We start from the raw sequence: 16,952 nt of genomic DNA, 5'->3' as shown, positions 1-16,952 counted from the left end.
ATGTTACAAAAACTCATAGACGTTGCTGTGCGCAATCGTCTGATGGTGGTGCTTGCGCTGCTGGCCTTGGTTGTTGCCAGTGTCGCCATGCTACCAAAATTGAATTTAGATGCTTTTCCTGATGTGACCAACGTGCAAGTTACCGTTAACACAGCGGCTGAGGGCTTGGCGGCAGAAGAAGTAGAAAAGCTGATTAGTTATCCGGTCGAATCGGCCATGTACGCCTTGCCTGAGGTAACCGAAGTACGTTCACTTTCACGTACCGGTCTGTCGATTGTGACGGTCGTATTTGCCGAAGGCACCGATATTTATTTCGCGCGTCAGCAGGTGTTTGAGCAGTTACAAGCGGCTCGTGAAATGATCCCTGATGGTGTTGGGGTGCCTGAAATCGGCCCTAACACTTCTGGTCTTGGGCAAATCTATCAATACATCTTACGTGCGACGCCTGAGTCGGGTGTAGATGCGTCAGAGCTACGTAGTATTAACGACTACATGGTTAAGCTGTTGCTGATGCCAGTTGGCGGCGTAACCGAAGTCTTGTCATTTGGTGGCGAAGTCCGTCAATACCAAGTGCAAATTGAGCCTAATAAGCTGATGAGTTACGGCTTATCAATGGCGCAAGTGACTAGCGCGTTAGAGAGCAATAACCGTAACGCTGGCGGCTGGTTTATGGACCAGGGGCAAGAGCAATTAGTCGTGCGCGGCTATGGCATGTTGCCAGCAGGTAATGCAGGCCTTAAAGCGATTGCACAAATTCCGCTAACTGAAGTCGCGGGTACTCCAGTGCGTATTGGTGATATTGCTAAAGTCGATTACGGCAGTGAGATCCGCGTGGGCGCAGTGACCATGACTCGCCGTGACGAAGCGGGTAATTCGCAAGACTTAGGTGAAGTGGTTGCTGGCGTTGTGCTTAAACGTATGGGCGCCAATACCAAGGAAACTATCGACGACATTAGTGAACGCACAGCTATGATTGAGCAAGCACTACCAGACGGCGTGTCGTTTGAAGTGTTCTACGATCAATCAGACTTAGTGAATCAAGCGGTAACGACTGTGCGTGACGCGCTATTAATGGCGTTCGTGTTTATTGTGGTGATCTTAGCGCTGTTCTTAGTCAACATTCGTGCGACCTTACTGGTGCTGCTGTCTATTCCAGTCTCTATTGGTTTAGCGCTGTTAGTGATGTCTTACTTTGGAATGTCAGCTAACTTGATGTCGCTTGGTGGCCTAGCGGTAGCGATTGGTATGCTCGTTGATGGCTCTGTGGTGATGGTAGAAAACATCTTTAAACACCTCACGCAGTCGAGTAAAAACAAAGAGTCAGACGTTGGTTCAAGCAGCATGATCAATCAAGTGATGCTGGCCGCCAAAGAAGTGTGTAGCCCAATCTTCTTTGCGACCGCGATTATTATCGTGGTGTTTGCGCCCTTGTTTGCCCTTGAAGGCGTAGAAGGTAAATTATTCCAGCCAATGGCTGTGAGTATTATTTTAGCCATGCTATCGGCTTTATTAGTGGCGTTGATTGCTGTACCTGCGTTGGCGGTTTATCTGTTTAAGCGCGGCGTTGTTTTACGTGAAAGCCCAGTGCTTAAACCGATTGAAGCGCTATATCGTAAATTGCTGAGCGCTACGATGGCACATCCAAAGGTACTGTTGAGCGCCTCTGTGCTGATGTTCGCCCTAAGTATGATGTTGCTACCAAGACTGGGTACTGAGTTTGTGCCTGAGCTTGAAGAGGGCACGATTAACTTACGCGTCACCCTAGCGCCAACAGCAAGTTTAGGAACATCACTTGATGTCGCGCCAAAGCTTGAGGCGTTAATACTTGAGTTTCCTGAGGTTAACTATGCGCTGAGCCGTATTGGCGCCGCTGAATTAGGTGGCGACCCCGAGCCGGTGAATAACATCGAGATCTACATCGGCCTTAAGCCTGTTGATGAGTGGACCAGTGCCAGTAACCGTTTTGAGCTGCAGCGTAAAATGGAAGAGAAGCTCAATGTCTATCCGGGCTTGTTGTTCACCTTCTCTCAGCCAATTGCCACTCGCGTTGACGAACTACTATCGGGTGTTAAAGCGCAGCTAGCGATTAAGATCTTTGGCCCAGACTTAGATGTACTGTCTGAGCGTGGCCAAGTATTAACAGATCTCGTGGCGCAAATTCCAGGTGCGGTGGATGTATCGCTTGAGCAGGTGAGCGGCGAAGCGCAGTTAGTCGTGCGTCCTAAACGAGATCAACTGGCGCGCTATGGTATTAGCGTTGATGAAGTGATGGCATTGGTTAGTCAAGGTATTGGTGGCGCCAGCGCAGGCCAAGTGATTGATGGTAATGCGCGTTACGATATTTATGTACGTCTAGCTAAGCAATACCGCAGTTCACCTGATGCGTTGGAAAACTTACTACTGACAGGTGTCAGCGGCGCTACTGTGCGTTTGGGGGAAGTGGCTGATGTGGCGATTGAAATGGCGCCGCCTAACATTCGTCGCGATGATGTGCAGCGTCGTGTGGTGGTGCAAGCTAACGTTGCTGACCGCGACATGGGTTCAGTGGTAAATGATATTTACGCTATTGTGCCAAAGGCTGACTTACCTCCGGGATACACAGTAGTGGTAGGTGGTCAATATGAGAACCAGCAGCGTGCACAGCAAAAGCTAATGTTGGTGTTACCTATCTCTATTGTATTGATTGCCTTATTACTGTTCTTCTCTTTTGGTTCGGTAAAGCAGGTTGGTCTGATTATGGCTAACGTACCATTAGCGTTAATTGGTGGTGTTGTGGCCTTGTATGCCAGCGGCACTTACTTGTCAGTACCAAGCTCGATTGGCTTTATCACTCTATTTGGCGTGGCAGTACTCAATGGTGTGGTGCTGGTGGACTCGATAAATCAAAGACGCGCCAGCGTGACTGAAGAAACTGATGCCTCACTTTATGATGCAGTTTATGAGGGCACGGTAGGGCGTTTACGTCCAGTATTGATGACGGCATTAACCTCGGCACTAGGTTTGATCCCAATCTTACTTTCTTCGGGCGTAGGCAGTGAGATCCAGCAGCCTCTTGCAGTGGTGATTATAGGTGGTTTATTTAGTTCGACGGCACTAACTCTATTAGTGCTACCGACACTTTACCGCTGGATTTACCAAAGCCGTAAGGCTTAACAGTGATATTTGGCGTTCTTTGGGGCGCTAAATATCGATTTATATCGATTATATTTCCATTAGGGACAATGGAAAGGACTTGAGTAAGACGACGATGCATTAGTCTGCCCTCGGCGTTACCTCTGGTTTTTTTGTTACGGTTTTCTTGCCAAAGTGCAGTGTGTTATTGATTAAAGTGAGTGACCATTAATGGCACTTACGGTTATGCCTAACCTGTTTGATTAATCACACTGATGTGGCGAGTATATTTAGTACGCGGAGCAGGCTTGCTCCGCTTTTTTTTGTTTTATCAATCTTGGGCTAACGGTTGTTAAGCGTCTCATTCCACTCTCATACTTGTTAACTTTCTAGCAGCTATTTTTTTGTTTAATTAAGCATTAATCAGATTTGCTCATACTTTTATAAATTAGGCGGCCAAACTTGAATATTTGCTTCAAGGTAGAGCAAGCTATACTGATTACACAGAAGAAAAAGTTAACAGCTAAGTAAGCGAGGCCGCACGGTGAGATTCATATCCAAAGGTAAGGTTTCGATCTCGAATTATGACGCTAATCATGACTATTTGGTGTTTATTGGCATTAAAGTCAGCTTACCTTTAATTAAATCGGCATTAATTGCATTGCCGTTGCTCGCTTTTTTGTTCTCGATGCCTTCAGTGAATGCCAATCAATGGGAGGCGTTAAAGACGCCTTTTGGCAATCAAGCGAGTGCCATAGGCAGTTATGCAAATGGATGTTTGCAAGGTGGGCTGGCACTGCCCGTTAACGGCCAAGGTTACCAGGTTATTCGGACTCAACGACAACGCTATTATGGTCACCCCGAGCTAATCGAATTTATAACTCAATATGCGATGGAGTTAAAACAACAAGGTTTAGACGATATCTTAATAGCCGATATGTCTATGCCTAGAGGCGGTAACTTTAGTCATGGTCATAGCAGTCATCAAATTGGTTTAGATGTTGATATCTGGTTTAAGCAAACCGATAAGCGATTAACGGATACCGAACGAGAGCAACCAAAGCCATTAAAACTCGTCAATAAAAAGCAATTCGCTCTAGATACTGAGCTATGGTCTCACGCTCAAACCAATATGGTTAAGCTAGCTGCAGAAGATAAGCGAGTGGCACGCATTTTTGTTAGCCCGGTGATTAAGCAGTACCTGTGTGATTTAAAGATAACCGATGATGCATGGCTTAATAAGGTGCGGCCTTGGTGGGGACACACTTACCATATGCACGTAAGACTGCATTGTCCTAGTGGCGACAAGTCTTGCCTAAATCAGGCGCCAATTGCTAGTGGCAACGGTTGTAATGAACTAAGCTGGTGGAAGCAGCAATACACTCAGATCCAGCCTTCAAAGCCAAAAGAGCCTAAAAAACCTCAAGCTAAGCCAAAACCTAAAGCTAAAAAAGTGAAGCCTAAGCAATGTTCTGTAGTGCTGGCTGCACCTTAAGTTATCGATTCATCGTGTATTTTTAGGTTAACTAAAAGCCACCAGGTAATAGATATCGGATGGCTTTTATAATGATAAAACAAGTCGTTAAATATTTTATTCCATAGCTTCGTTAATATTTAGTGACTCAAGGCGTAGCCACCTTTTAGGTGAGATATTTTAGCAAAACCTAGCCTATGCATCGCTTGAGCTGCAACCATAGAGCGGCTGCCGCTACGACAAACTAATACCCATGGCTGGTCTTTTTGATCTTGGTGATCATGAATAAATTGCACTAGGCGGGTTAACGGCACATTTTGATTAGGGTCTTTTGAGCGAGTTAAGACGTATTCGTGTGGCTCTCTTATATCAATGACTTTTACGCCGGCATTGTTTGCTATCGCTTTGGCTAAGCTTGATGCGTCGTACTCAAGAATTGCTGATTTATCGCAGCTACCGATATAAGCGCCACACATGATTTCACTACCTGTTTGGTCATTTAAATGACTGTCTAACTCAGCTTTACGCTTAACAAAGTCGGTTTGTGATAGCTGATCTTGTAGCACTGCTTTAAGCAAGGTGTTACGCGATAGCTCAGTGGCAAGCGTGGTGGTGAACTCGTTATTATAATCATGGCTGGCACAAATTAATGTGTCTGCTTTTAGCGTTCTATTGAGTAATTTAAGGCTGTTAAATAGCGCAACGCTCGAGCTGGAATCAAAGTTAGTTCTACCTAAGCTGCCCATTAAAATAGTGTCGCCGCAAAAAGCATATTTAGTGCTTGGTTGTTCGCCATTGGTGGAGCATAACATTAGGCTAATACTGTCGCTTGTATGCCCAGGCGTCGGCACTTTAATCAGTTGTAAATCTCCTAAGGAGATAGCTTCTAATTCTGCCCCAGCGTAGCTAACAGTCTTACTGCTATATGGCCAACCTAACATATCGCTATCTTGCTCTGCTAAATAACGGTTAGCTAACACTTCTCGACCTGAAACATGATCCGCATGACCGTGAGTGTCGATTATTGCAATGGGAGTCAGCTGTTGGCATTGCAGTAAAGTATCTAGGCGTTGTTGTAATTCCGGTAGCGGATCGATAATTAATGCTTGTTTAGATTTACTGTCAGCATATACCCAAGTACAACTTGCTCCTGAGCGCAGCTGCAATAAGCCCTCTAGCTGAGTTTTATCACTAATCTTATTATGAGCCAGCACCATACAGCTTTGGGTTAATGCTTGTGATGCCATTTTTATACGGGCGCAAGCGGTGTCTACATCAGCTTGCGTCATTGCAGGGCCAAATGACATGCGAATAGCAGACTCACTTTGCCATGCGGGTAGCCCCATGGCGTCGAGCACAAAGCTACGGGTGACTTTAGAGCTGCAAGCAGATCCTGAGCTGACTCGAATATTGGCGGCATCAAATAGATCCATAATCTCTTTGCTGCTAAAGCTTGGTACAGCAAAGTTGATAGTGGTGGCGACGCTGTGTTCGAAGCTATTATTAAATACAATACGTGGGAAGCATTCGGTGAGTGTTGTGACTATTTGCTGTCGAAATCTGTGCAGTGTTTGTGTGTTGCTAAACGCTGAACCTTCACTGCGTAATAACATGTCGAAAATAACATTAAGTGCTGCCATTCCGGGTAAGTTTTCGGTACCAGAACGCAAACCGCTTTCTTGCCCTCCGCCAGCAATAAAAGGCGTAAAAGGTGCGCTATCACGGATATAAACGAAGCCTATTCCTTTTGGCGCATAGAGTTTATGACCACTAAAAGGTGCGTAGTCGATAGTGGTTGTTTGTAAGTCTAGTTGGGTTTTCCCTAAAGCTTGTACGCAATCAACCATCCAGAAAATACTAGGGTTAGCAGTGCGAATGGTTTGCTCTAATAACTGCAGATCTTGAAATACACCGGTTTCATTATTGACTGCCATAGTACAAATCATTAAAGCATTAGCGGCGTGCTGGCTAATAAACTCGTGATCTAAGATGCCATACTCATCAACTGGGATAGCAATGACTTCAGCCTTGATATCCAGTACTGATAACCAATGTTTTAATGATTCTGGTATGGCTTTATGCTCGGTTGCACCATACAGCACGCAATAACTTTTATCCGCGCTAAGTGGTGCTGCATCAACAAGCGGTTTTGCGGCAATAAGCGCAGATAAAATTGAGGTTTGGATCCCTTCGGTAGCCCCACTGGTAAAAATGAGTTTGCCTTTGCCTGTACCAAGAAGAGTTTGCGCTCGACGACGAGTTTGCTCCATTAAGTCTTTCGCTTTTAAGCCTGTTATATGGCTACTACTTGGATTACCAAAAAGGGTTTGCATCGCAGCCATAGCAGCGGAGGCCGCTTCAGGTAAAACTGGGGTTGTAGCATTAGCATCAAGATAGATCTGGGTTAACTCTTTGTGATTGCTCATTATCTTCGGCTCTTTATTGTTATTCTTAGCGGATAGATTTTATATTTCTTTTTGGTATAACTAATTCTTCGTGGTTATATTAGCAGCTTGAAAATAATGATCAAGATCACATTTTTGATCGAGTTAGGGGTAAGCTGAGTTAGCTTATATATTCAGCGTAATGGCTTTGAAATAGCCAATAAAAAAGCGCCTTGAAAGGCGCTTAACATTCAGTTTTTACAGTCGTTACCGTAGTTACTGTAATTAGTTTAGGCTTTGCTTAACTTGCTCTATTAACTGTTGCCACTGCGGATACTTGGCAAAGGTTTGTGGTAAGTCGCCCCAAGGCGCCATGACCTGTTGTTGGTAAGCTGTTGAGTCGGCTTGGCCTTGCTTTAACTGGTAAAGGTAATAGAAAGCCGATGCGCGGTAGTTGGCTGCGCAATGCACTAAAATCTGTTTATCTTGATTGGCATCCATGATGGCAAAAAACTGTTGCACATTTTCTTGAGTCGGCTGCTGCCAGTCTACATCAATTTGTGCATAGTCCATGCCTGCTTGTTTAACCAGCTCTGCTTCATTGGTATAACCTGTAGGGTTGTCGTTGGGAATAAGGTTAATGACCAAATCAACACCTGATTCTTTAAGCGTCTTGAATTGAGACTCGGTTGGTAACCCTGCGGTTATTACATTGTCGCTACTAAAATGCACCGCTTTAACTTGCTGTAACGCATCCGGAGTTATGGCTGCAAAAGCCAAAGGGCTAAGCAAGCTACTTAGTAATAGAATAAAGCGCATCTTGAATTCCTGTTGTGTACTTATTATCAATTGAAATATAAGAGCTTGTTTCAAGAATAAAGTTCAAGCCTAACGTTTAATGCGGCACTTTATGCTGATTAGTATTAGAGATCATTACTCAATTTAAGAGCTAAGCTAGATAATTAGCTTAGCTCTATATGGCGAGATTGGGGAAAAATTAAACCTTGACCTTAATAACCACTTTGCGCACTTGTGTCGCGTTGTCGCCAGCACCTGGCATATGGATATCATCAGGGAAGAAAAGTGCAAACATACCAGCTTTTAGCGGAATAAACGCCGCATCGTCTTTGTTTGATTCATAGTCATAATTGGCGTAATCGTGTTCAGCAAAATAGGCTTTAGACGGCGTTTGGCCAGCTAAAGGTAAGTAGCCAAATTCTTCTTCACCACTTACCACATACTGCACATCAATATATTGCTCATGGGCTTCAAATGGCTGCTGTTCTTTAGGCTTTGTTTGGTAGTCGTTTACGATAACAAATAGGTTTTTGCCATCTAGCTCATACTTGCCGGCTTCTAGTTGGCTAAAGTCTGTCGTGGCTAAATGCTCTAGCGCGCTAGCAATACGTGGGTTAATCGCGGTGTAGATCTCGCGGTTAGCTAAAGTATCAACAATCATGGTATTTCTCACCCTTGGCCGAACTTGACCGAAAATTCATTTAATAAGGGCACCTAAAAAGTGCCGTTTAGAGGGCGAAGTGTAGCGCTAACTAGCTTTAGAGGATACAAGAGTTGACTTCAAACTCGATGCCTTTTGCTTCGAAAGTCTGTTTCAGCTTTTTGGCTAAGGTTGATTTTGGCCTTAAGGGAAAGTTGACCTTACCTTTGGCTGAATGGATAAAGAGGTGATCGCCAAGAAGGCGCACAGAGTCAATGTCTTGATAGTGTAGACTTAAGGTTGTTGGTAGGCTGAAATCTGAGTTTTGCTGCATCTTAATAAAACTGACTTTTGAATCGCCAAAAATCACTTTTTGTTGCCAGCATACACGTAAGAGAATAAAGCTCGTTATGCATAGCGGCGCTAAAAATGCGTAATCCCAAATGGTGGTTACATCATTGAGCTGAGAGCCGACAAGCCCCAAGGTAATCAAAATGATGAAGTAACCTATCTTAGGAAAAGTGTTAACCACAGTCGTGTTAGAAGCTATTGTATTATCCATAATACTTTCTTTAGTTGTGTCCATTTAGCGTAAAGAATAACCTTATACAAAGGTCAATTTAAAGTAACAATAATAAAAAAATAAGGATATATGTGTCTTCATTACGGTTTATCGCTGGCCCTAAAGCCTGTAAAACAGTGAGCGAAAATGAGTTTAAGCCTGAGCTATTCACTCAATTGTTGGCTGCGTCTGGTGGCCCTAAGTGGATTGGTATTGCCGCGTTAGATCGTTATTTGTTTACTGAATTCTTTAAAAATTTAAGCCAGCCCTTACATACTTTAGGCGCTTCGTCAGGTGCGTGGCGCTTGGCTTGTTTAGCGCAGAGTAATCCTAATGCGGCTTATGACCGATTAGAAGAGCTGTATATCGGTCAACGTTATGATACTAAGCCAACATCAAATGAGATCTCGACTCAAGTTGCTGGGATCATCAGCGGCTTGCTCGGCAGTGACGGCGCCGCTGAGATTATCGATAATCCACATATAAATAGTCATTATATTGCTTGTCAGGCAAGGCATATTAATCGTGCTGGTGGGCGCTTAGCATTAGGTGCGGGTTTAGCTACTGCCGCAATTACCAATTTAGCCAGTCGTAAGAGCATCGCTTGGCACTTTAAGCGCTGTGTGTTTGGCGTTAATCAGCAAAGCTCAGCCTTTGCAGGTCTTAAAGATTTGCCGAGTTGTTATTATGGTTTATCCCGCGATAACATCCATCAAGTGTTGCTAGCTACCGGTTCTATCCCTTTAGTGCTTGCGCCGGTGACTCAAATTAACGGTGCGCCAAAAGGCCATTATTACGATGGTGGTATTACCGATTACCATTTTGATTTACCGTTAGTCCAAAACAAAGGGCTGACTTTGTATCCTCATTTTTACCCACATATGGCACCGGGTTGGTTTGATAAATCACTTGCTTGGCGCTTTGCCAAGCAAAATTATGACAACGCACTGATCTTGGCACCAACCGATGCTTACCTACAGAATTTGCCTTATAACAAATTGCCGGATAGGGAAGATTTTACCCAGTTGGATAGCGATAGCCGGATTAAATATTGGCGTGAGTCTGCTGCCATGAGTCAGGTTTTAGCTGATGATTTAGCTGAGGTTATTAGTAAAGGCACACTGTTAGAGCGATTAGAAACCCTTTGATGTCAGTTTGAGCGCTGCAATAAATTGCTGATAACGCCTGTCTGTTTAGTAAGTAGTTTGAGCTTATGTGTCGCTGGCTGAAATGAGTTCAGCTGCTACACTTTAGCTTTACTTAAGTCGATTACTTGAGCATTGCCAAAATGATACAGCCTACCTAGTAAAGGGGGGAGGTGATTATGCAAACACAAGAAATGGCGTTATTAACACACGACAGCTTGTTGTTACCTGAAGGTCGGGTAGAGATTAGAGTGATTGATCCTCGTTACCTAAGCATGATTGCTGAGATCCTTAAGGGGCATTACTCGTTAGTGTTTGGTATGAGTAAAGCTAACAGTGAATTGCCCTGTTACGAGATGGCAACTCAATGTGAAATTATCGATTTTAACCAGCTCGATGACGGATCCTTAGGTATTGTGCTTGAAGGTAAGCAGCGGGTTAGAGTGCTCTCAGCCGCGCAGCGCCGTGATGGAGTGTGGATAAGCCGAGTTCTTCGCAGTAATAATTGGCAGCAAGAACCTATCTATGGCGAGTTTGAACTGATTAGTGCTGCGTTAGAGCAGTTTTATGAAGTTAATCCAGACCTATTCGGTTTATATGAAAATGATATTCACCTTGAAGACGCTTCATGGGTTAGTCAGCGCTGGCTTGAAGTGTTACCGCTTTATAATCAAGATAAGCTGCGTTTGCTTAATCAACCGAATTGCCATAAAACCATGAACTTCGTTCTTGAATTGATCAAATCACACGCTAGAGATAATCAGCATTCTTGAGTCCGTTAAAAGTCGTGGCAAAACACTGCTTTAAATTGCCTAAGGTGAGCAAGGATTATCAGCTTTAAGTCGATTTTGACAATAGACAGACGTTTGCTACAGTAGCGCCACTTTTGTTTTGACTTTATCTGATATTCGAGTCCTATGAGCTCTTCTGTACGCGCCGCCCAAGCCTCCTACATTGTGCTACCTGAAACCGTCACTGATAAACCGACAGTGTTGAGTTTTTTAGTGAGCCAATTTCCAGCCATTACAGCTACTGTTTGGCAACAACGTATTGTTGATGGCAAAGTACATTGGCGTGACGGCAGCTTGATTACGCTAGAGTCGCAATTTATTCCTCGTGCGCGGGTTTACTATTACCGAGAAGTCACCCAAGAAAGTCTAATCCCTTTTAAAGAGCAATTGCTGCAACAAACTGATGAATTTATGTTGGTGTTTAAACCACACTTTTTAGCGGTCAACCCTAGCGGTAATTTTGTAAACGAATGCTTAGTGAATCGCTTACGCCTAAAAACTAATAATCAGCAGATAGTCGCAGCCCACCGTCTAGACCGAGCCACAGCTGGTGTTATGTTGCTTAGTGTTAATGCGCAAACACGCCATGATTATCATGAGCTTTTTAAGTCAGGAAATATTAGTAAGACTTATCAAGCCATCGCGCCTTTATCGGCCGAAGTAAAGCAACTGCTAGAGCAGAGTGAATTGCCATTGCAATGGACAGTGAAAAACCGCATGGCCAAAACCATTCCGAGTTTTAGAATGTGTGTTGCAGAGGGCGAGGCAAACAGCCATTCAGAAATTCGTTTGATTGAAGTATTCGATGGATATGGGCTGTTTGAGCTAGAACCTGTTACGGGGCGAACTCATCAACTTAGAGTGCATATGATGAGTCTGGGAATGTCTATCCTCAATGATAGGCTTTACCCTGAGTTACTTGATAAAGCGCCTGATGATTTTGATAAGCCGCTTAAATTGATGGCAAGACGTCTATGCTTTATCGACCCAATAAGTCATAAGCAAATCGATGTGAGTTGTGATGGCTTTAACTTACAAGATGAAGTCGCATTGCTATAGCGCGATTTCACTCGATAGTGAGTCAAAAGACGGCATAAATGCCGACCTACAAACAGGTATCAGATTGCTTTTATCTAGGCTCTAATGCCTTGGCGGTAAAAACTCAGTTTCTGTCATATCGCCATGCAGTACTGCAACCTTGGTTGGTGCGCCGCTCGGGGCTATCTCTACAATGCCTATACCGCTTTGGTTGACTAGGCGTTTACTGCGTTCGCCATTAGGGCGGCGGCCTCTAATCGACATGCGTTTACGCTTGGTGAAGAAGTTAAGCGGTGAAAAATGGCCGTAAAGCCAACCGTTTAGCTTATCAAAAACAGGTAATAGCTTTTCTGGGAACTGGTTTTTAAAGCCACTGCAGGTAATTTGATAGATCTGTGGTCCGCCATGACGAAAACGAATACTGACATCGTAGCTAAATGAATAGTGCACATCGCCAGACAAAATAATAAATTGCTCCGGGGTTTTTCTATGCTGGAAAATACTCAGTAGCGTATTTGCGGTGCCTGGGTGTGCCATCCAGTTCTCGGCGTCCACTAATAATGAGCCGCCGCATAAGGTTGCCATTCGTTGTACGGTTTCAATCAGTTTTACGCCATACATTGGCGCTGCAGACACAATAATCACATTGGGCTGATTAACGAGTTCTGCCTGAAACTCCATCAAGGCTTCCCAGTCCATTAATCCAGAGGGTTTACCGAGATTAGACTCACTTCGCCAGCGTCGAGTTCGGGTATCTAGCACCAGCAGTTTAGGCGTGGTTTGCAAGCTGTAATGCCAATGTTCAAACGCCAATAGTTTTTCAATCAAGGCATCCTGTGCTGCTGGGTTTGGGCTTGCAAACAATGCATCTAAATCTGGGGTAATTTCGCTATCAAAGCGAGCAGGAGCGTTACCTAAACCTTGAAATACCGTATAAGCAATTAAGGCATTACCTATGATGCGTTTTGAAAATTTATGTCCGTAGGCTGCGAGTTCCCATCTTGCGGTGAGATTCCAATCATCGGTGACATCATGATCATCAAAAATCATATAAGTCGGTACATGCGCCATTAAGCGGCGCACTTGCTTGAGCCCCGCTTTAAACGCTAACAGGTGGGTCCATTCGCGCTGCCATCTTTGGGTATGTGCCGCGCTAAGACCTGGCACCTCTTTGGGGATATCGATTAACTCCCAAAGCTCAGGTGACCAATAAAGCAGATATAGCGCCATTAATTCATTGAGGCTAACTAAATGATTCTCGGCCAGTGAGGAGGTAAAAATAGGATGGTTAATATACCAGCGAGTAATCGCTGTCTTAGCTTTATATTGGGTCTTTGGCAGTAGATTGAGGTGGCGCTGATACATGGCCTCAGGTTGATAACTTATCTGAGTAGAATCTGCAATTGGCGCATCCACAAACTGCTCTTGCTGCAGGCCAAGTAACTTAATCACTTCGCCAATGGCATACAGCATAGGCCCTGCAATATCATCGACATAAACTTGGTCGCCACTCATCATGAGTAATGCTGGACGTTGGTTTATATCGTTACAGCCTGCTAGCTGAGTATCGGCAGCCACTAACGCATCACTACTGTGGTGGTGGGCGTTACGGCACGAGCCATGCAGTAGCTTATCTATGTGCGGTTTGACGATAAATTCGCCTGAAGGTCTTTGTGGATAACTGAGTTCATCTACATCGGCGAACAGCGAACGCTCAGAATTGGACTCGAACAGCTCATACGTGAGTGGGATATCTTTAGTTAACAGCGCCGTTTCTGAGACGCGAATTAAATACTGGTATGCGTGCTGACCAAGAGGGATGCAGTGGACTTCGCTAGCGTTTAGCTCTCGGTCAAAATCAGCACCTAATATCGCCAAGCGTAAACAAGATAAACGCTCACGGCAAACAAACCACAGGGTAAAGTGTTGCTCATCGCAATGACGTAAAGCGGGCCCTGCAATGATGCGTGGAATAGGTTTAGCTGCTGGCATAAATCAGTTCTTTAGCAAAAAGTTATCTTTATCAAGAGTAAACCAGTGCTTAGAAGATGAAAAGCCCTTAAGCTAGATGGCAAAGTTTTGCACAAGGGAGCAGCTGTTATGGTGAAAATTATGGTTACTGGCGCGACAGGCTTATTAGGGCGTGCGCTGGTAAAGCAATTGCAACAAGTTAATGCACACCAAGTTATTGCATGTGGTTATAGTCGTGTTGGCGAGGGAGAGTTTCAACTCGACTTAACCCAAAATCAGCAAGTAACAGATTTTATTGCTCAGCATCAACCACAAGTGATTGTCCATTGCGCGGCTGAACGTAGACCTGATATTTCAGAGCAAGATCCACAAGCCGCATTAGCGCTAAATGCTGATGCCACTAGAACCTTAGCCCAAGCTGCGCGCGATAATGGCGCTTGGTTACTGTATATCTCTACCGACTATGTGTTTGACGGCACGCAGCCTAAATATACGGAGCAAGCAGCCACTAATCCGGTTAACTTTTACGGTGAGTCTAAGTTACTGGGGGAAAAAATCATTGCTGAAGTTGCGGCGCAATTTGCAGTGCTACGCTTACCTATTCTTTACGGTGAGGTGCAAACCTTAGAGGAGTCTGCGGTAACGGTATTGCTGCGAAGTCTGCAAGATGGCTTAAAGTCGAGCGTTGCCAAACCAGCGACTTTACTTGTGGATGACTGGGCAGTAAGAAGCCCAACTTCGACTGAAGACATTGCATTAGCGATAGAAAAGTTACTCAATCTGCAACTGGCAGGTGAGCCGATTACAGGGCATTACCACTTTAGTGCAGCGCAAACCATGACTAAGTACCAGATGTTATTGCAGATGGCTAAAGTGCTAAATGTATCGACTGAGCACCTGCAGCCTGTGACTTCCCCCACAGATAGCGCTAAACGCCCTAAAGACTGCACCCTAAGCTGTGAGCGACTTATGAGTTTAGGGATTAAAAGCACGTTACCTTTTGCAAGTGGCATAACCAAAGCATTACAGCAGTCGGTCGTTGTTCAACAATGGCTAAAGCAAGCCGATGAACGCCAGAGTTAATGCTAAATATTAATGTTTAAAATCAATAACAATAGATAAAGAAAATTTCCTAATGCTAAACCTGCGCGTTAAAAATTTACTCATCCGCAATCTTGGTGCGGTCGATCAGTTGGCTCTATTAAGATTTGCAGGGCTGTTATTAAAAATTGGTCTGACATTTTTTGCGGCAGACACTTTTGGCTTGTCATTAACAAGCCCTGTGTTGTATTGGGGCATGAGCCTAGAAGCCTTGTATTTAGGTTTTACCTTTTGGCATCGCAGTGCTATCGCGCGGTTAGGCTCAGGTTTATTTATCGTACTCTTGATCGACACCCTATTTTGGATCTCTTGGCTATATTTCACCGGCGGGGCGACGAATGCTTTTATCTCGCTATTGTTACTGCCAACGGCAATCGCCGCGGTTGTGTTGCCAACATGGGCGCCGTGGATCTTAGCATTAATATCCACGTTAGCTTATAGCTTGATGATTTTCTCCGTGCCCGAAAGCCAGATGAAACACCATGGCATGGACATGAGTTCTCACTACCTAGGCATGTGGTTTAACTTCTTAATCTCGTCATTGGTGTTGACCACCAGTGTGGCTTATATCGCCCAGCGTATGCGCAAGCAAGAGGTTGAGTTAGGTTATATGCGCGAAGCGCAATTGCGGCAAGAGCGGTTAATCGCGCTCGGTACTGCCTCGGCGCAAATGGCTCATCAACTCGCAACGCCTTTAGCCAGTTTGCGTTTATTGGTCGATGAAGCTGTGGAAGATGCGGTAAGTGAGCAGCAAGTGCTGCAAGAGATGGATACGGCACTGGTGCGCTGTGAGCAAACGCTTAACTCTTTGCGCATGGCAACGGAATCTATTCGCCAACAAAGAAAGGCGTTAATGAGTGCTGAGCAACTCGCGGCGACGATTAAGCAACAAGTTTTACTACTCATGCCTGAAATCAATTTAGAGTTGAGTTTAGGGCCTAAATTTGATGAGAAGTCTGAATCGAGCGAGAGACAGATCCAAACCGATGCGAGCTTATTGCCTGCTTTATTAGCCTTAATTGAAAATGCCGGTAGTGCCAGTTTGGCTCATTGCGGCGAGTCGCGAGTATTAGTGTCAGTGCAGCTTGACTCTGGTCGCAACCGCTTGTGTATTTCGGTAAAAGATTTTGGCGCAGGGATCCCAAAAGAGATGTTGTTGCAATTAGGACATAAGTTGATTGAAAGTGAACAGGGCATGGGAATGGCACTCTTGTTAAGTAATGCCAGTTTCGAGCGTTTAGGTGGCCAGTTATTACTGAGTAGTGCTGACGAAGGCGGGACGATTGCTAAGGTATGTTTCCCGGCCAGTGAGTCTATATCTACCTCCCCAGTTGGAGCCGCGTAATGACGACTACAACGCTAAATAAGTTGTTAATTATTGAAGATGATATTGCTTTAGCGAGTGTTTTGACTCGGCGGATGAGCAAGCTGGGCTTTGAATGCCAACAGTGCCATGATGCTACTCAAGGTTTATTAATGGCTAGGCAGTTCAGGCCGACGCACGTGCTGCTTGATATGAAATTAGAGTATGAAAACGGCTTAAAACTTATCTCGCCGTTGAGGCAGTTGCTGCCAGATGCCACTATGGTGTTGTTGACGGGCTATGCCAGCATCGCCACCGCTGTTGAAGCAATTCGTCTTGGAGCGGATAACTATTTAGCCAAGCCGGTCGACACCCAAACCTTGCTTAACGCTTTGTCGGTTAATGCCGCTGAATATGAAATTGAGCCATTAACTGAAGAGCCGTTATCGCCAAAAAGATTGGAATGGGAACACATACAGCAAGTACTTACTGCTAATAACGGCAATGTATCCGCTACCGCAAGGCAGTTAGGCATGCATAGGCGTACTTTACAACGTAAGTTATTGAAAAAACCGACAGCTGATCATCGAGATAGTTAAGCATTTATTTGAATGATTTGAGGAGAGCTTTATTT

At 44.6% G+C, this 16,952-nt stretch carries 13 protein-coding genes; 8 read left to right on the top strand and 5 right to left on the bottom strand.

Annotated elements, in window-relative coordinates:
• Both L2748_RS14105 and mepA read left to right on the top strand, forming a co-directional pair.
• A complete protein-coding gene (locus L2748_RS14105; protein WP_220780645.1) occupies positions 1–3,153 on the top strand; it encodes an efflux RND transporter permease subunit in 3,153 nt (1,050 codons plus the stop codon).
• Between the two features lie 502 nt (positions 3,154–3,655).
• On the top strand, positions 3,656–4,606 hold the full coding sequence (mepA, locus tag L2748_RS14100) for a penicillin-insensitive murein endopeptidase (RefSeq protein ID WP_246616126.1): 951 nt from the start codon (positions 3,656–3,658) through the stop codon (positions 4,604–4,606).
• A gap of 119 nt (positions 4,607–4,725) precedes the next feature.
• Here the strand turns inward: mepA and L2748_RS14095 are convergent, their stop codons facing one another.
• From L2748_RS14095 to L2748_RS14080, 4 genes are all read right to left on the bottom strand, one after another.
• Entirely contained in the window at positions 4,726–7,011 is a 2,286-nt protein-coding gene (locus tag L2748_RS14095; RefSeq protein WP_220780646.1) for an aminotransferase class V-fold PLP-dependent enzyme, read from the bottom strand.
• A gap of 243 nt (positions 7,012–7,254) precedes the next feature.
• Positions 7,255–7,788: a protein tyrosine phosphatase family protein gene (locus L2748_RS14090; RefSeq protein ID WP_220780647.1), complete on the bottom strand. Its 534-nt coding sequence runs from the start codon at positions 7,786–7,788 to the stop codon at positions 7,255–7,257.
• Positions 7,789–7,966: 178 nt separating this feature from the next.
• Positions 7,967–8,428, bottom strand: coding sequence for a NanQ anomerase/TabA/YiaL family protein (locus L2748_RS14085; RefSeq protein WP_220780648.1), 462 nt, complete (start codon positions 8,426–8,428; stop codon positions 7,967–7,969).
• Positions 8,429–8,525: 97 nt separating this feature from the next.
• Complete coding sequence (locus tag L2748_RS14080) at positions 8,526–8,969, bottom strand: hypothetical protein (RefSeq protein WP_220780649.1); 444 nt, start codon at positions 8,967–8,969, stop codon at positions 8,526–8,528.
• Between the two features lie 92 nt (positions 8,970–9,061).
• Between L2748_RS14080 and L2748_RS14075 the strand changes: the two genes are divergently transcribed.
• The 3 genes from L2748_RS14075 (at position 9,062) to L2748_RS14065 (ending at position 11,964) form a co-directional block, all read left to right on the top strand.
• Positions 9,062–10,117: a patatin-like phospholipase family protein gene (locus tag L2748_RS14075; protein WP_220780650.1), complete on the top strand. Its 1,056-nt coding sequence runs from the start codon at positions 9,062–9,064 to the stop codon at positions 10,115–10,117.
• 176 nt (positions 10,118–10,293) lie between these two features.
• Positions 10,294–10,887, top strand: coding sequence for an LON peptidase substrate-binding domain-containing protein (locus tag L2748_RS14070; RefSeq protein ID WP_220780651.1), 594 nt, complete (start codon positions 10,294–10,296; stop codon positions 10,885–10,887).
• A gap of 144 nt (positions 10,888–11,031) precedes the next feature.
• Entirely contained in the window at positions 11,032–11,964 is a 933-nt protein-coding gene (locus tag L2748_RS14065; RefSeq protein WP_220780652.1) for a pseudouridine synthase, read from the top strand.
• An 81-nt stretch (positions 11,965–12,045) separates the two neighbouring features.
• On the opposite strand, the gene L2748_RS14060 is transcribed toward L2748_RS14065, so the two are convergent.
• Positions 12,046–13,935 carry an alkaline phosphatase D family protein gene (locus L2748_RS14060; protein WP_220780653.1) on the bottom strand — a complete coding sequence of 630 codons (1,890 nt, stop codon included), beginning with the start codon at positions 13,933–13,935 and terminating at the stop codon, positions 12,046–12,048.
• A gap of 108 nt (positions 13,936–14,043) precedes the next feature.
• Here L2748_RS14060 and L2748_RS14055 point away from each other — a divergent pair, with 108 nt between their 5' ends.
• The 3 genes from L2748_RS14055 to L2748_RS14045 are packed head-to-tail and all read left to right on the top strand — an operon-like array spanning position 14,044 to position 16,917.
• A complete protein-coding gene (locus tag L2748_RS14055) occupies positions 14,044–14,997 on the top strand; it encodes a dTDP-4-dehydrorhamnose reductase family protein (protein ID WP_220780654.1) in 954 nt (317 codons plus the stop codon).
• Between the two features lie 52 nt (positions 14,998–15,049).
• Positions 15,050–16,360, top strand: coding sequence for a sensor histidine kinase (locus tag L2748_RS14050; RefSeq protein ID WP_220780655.1), 1,311 nt, complete (start codon positions 15,050–15,052; stop codon positions 16,358–16,360).
• Positions 16,360–16,917: a response regulator transcription factor gene (locus L2748_RS14045; RefSeq protein ID WP_220780656.1), complete on the top strand. Its 558-nt coding sequence runs from the start codon at positions 16,360–16,362 to the stop codon at positions 16,915–16,917. Before L2748_RS14050 ends, L2748_RS14045 begins: the two co-directional genes overlap by 1 nt.
• Positions 16,918–16,952: the final 35 nt, after the last annotated feature.

This window comes from Shewanella sairae (genome assembly GCF_023283535.1).
Classification (GTDB): Bacteria; Pseudomonadota; Gammaproteobacteria; order Enterobacterales; family Shewanellaceae; genus Shewanella; species Shewanella sairae.
The sequence above is the reverse complement of the archived record's forward strand: the minus strand, read 5'-3'. Positions and strand labels throughout refer to the sequence as shown.

Bases quoted from the DNA above. Each gene is read 5' to 3' on its own strand.
- L2748_RS14070 (WP_220780651.1), top strand. From the start codon at position 10,294: ATGCAAACACAAGAAATGGCGTTATTAACACACGACAGCTTGTTGTTA.
- L2748_RS14060 (WP_220780653.1), bottom strand. From the start codon at position 13,935: ATGCCAGCAGCTAAACCTATTCCACGCATCATTGCAGGGCCCGCTTTA.
- L2748_RS14090 (WP_220780647.1), bottom strand. From the start codon at position 7,788: ATGCGCTTTATTCTATTACTAAGTAGCTTGCTTAGCCCTTTGGCTTTT.
- L2748_RS14045 (WP_220780656.1), top strand. From the start codon at position 16,360: ATGACGACTACAACGCTAAATAAGTTGTTAATTATTGAAGATGATATT.
- L2748_RS14050 (WP_220780655.1), top strand. From the start codon at position 15,050: ATGCTAAACCTGCGCGTTAAAAATTTACTCATCCGCAATCTTGGTGCG.
- L2748_RS14080 (WP_220780649.1), bottom strand. From the start codon at position 8,969: ATGGATAATACAATAGCTTCTAACACGACTGTGGTTAACACTTTTCCT.
- L2748_RS14105 (WP_220780645.1), top strand. From the start codon at position 1: ATGTTACAAAAACTCATAGACGTTGCTGTGCGCAATCGTCTGATGGTG.
- L2748_RS14055 (WP_220780654.1), top strand. From the start codon at position 14,044: ATGGTGAAAATTATGGTTACTGGCGCGACAGGCTTATTAGGGCGTGCG.
- L2748_RS14065 (WP_220780652.1), top strand. From the start codon at position 11,032: ATGAGCTCTTCTGTACGCGCCGCCCAAGCCTCCTACATTGTGCTACCT.
- L2748_RS14085 (WP_220780648.1), bottom strand. From the start codon at position 8,428: ATGATTGTTGATACTTTAGCTAACCGCGAGATCTACACCGCGATTAAC.
- L2748_RS14095 (WP_220780646.1), bottom strand. From the start codon at position 7,011: ATGAGCAATCACAAAGAGTTAACCCAGATCTATCTTGATGCTAATGCT.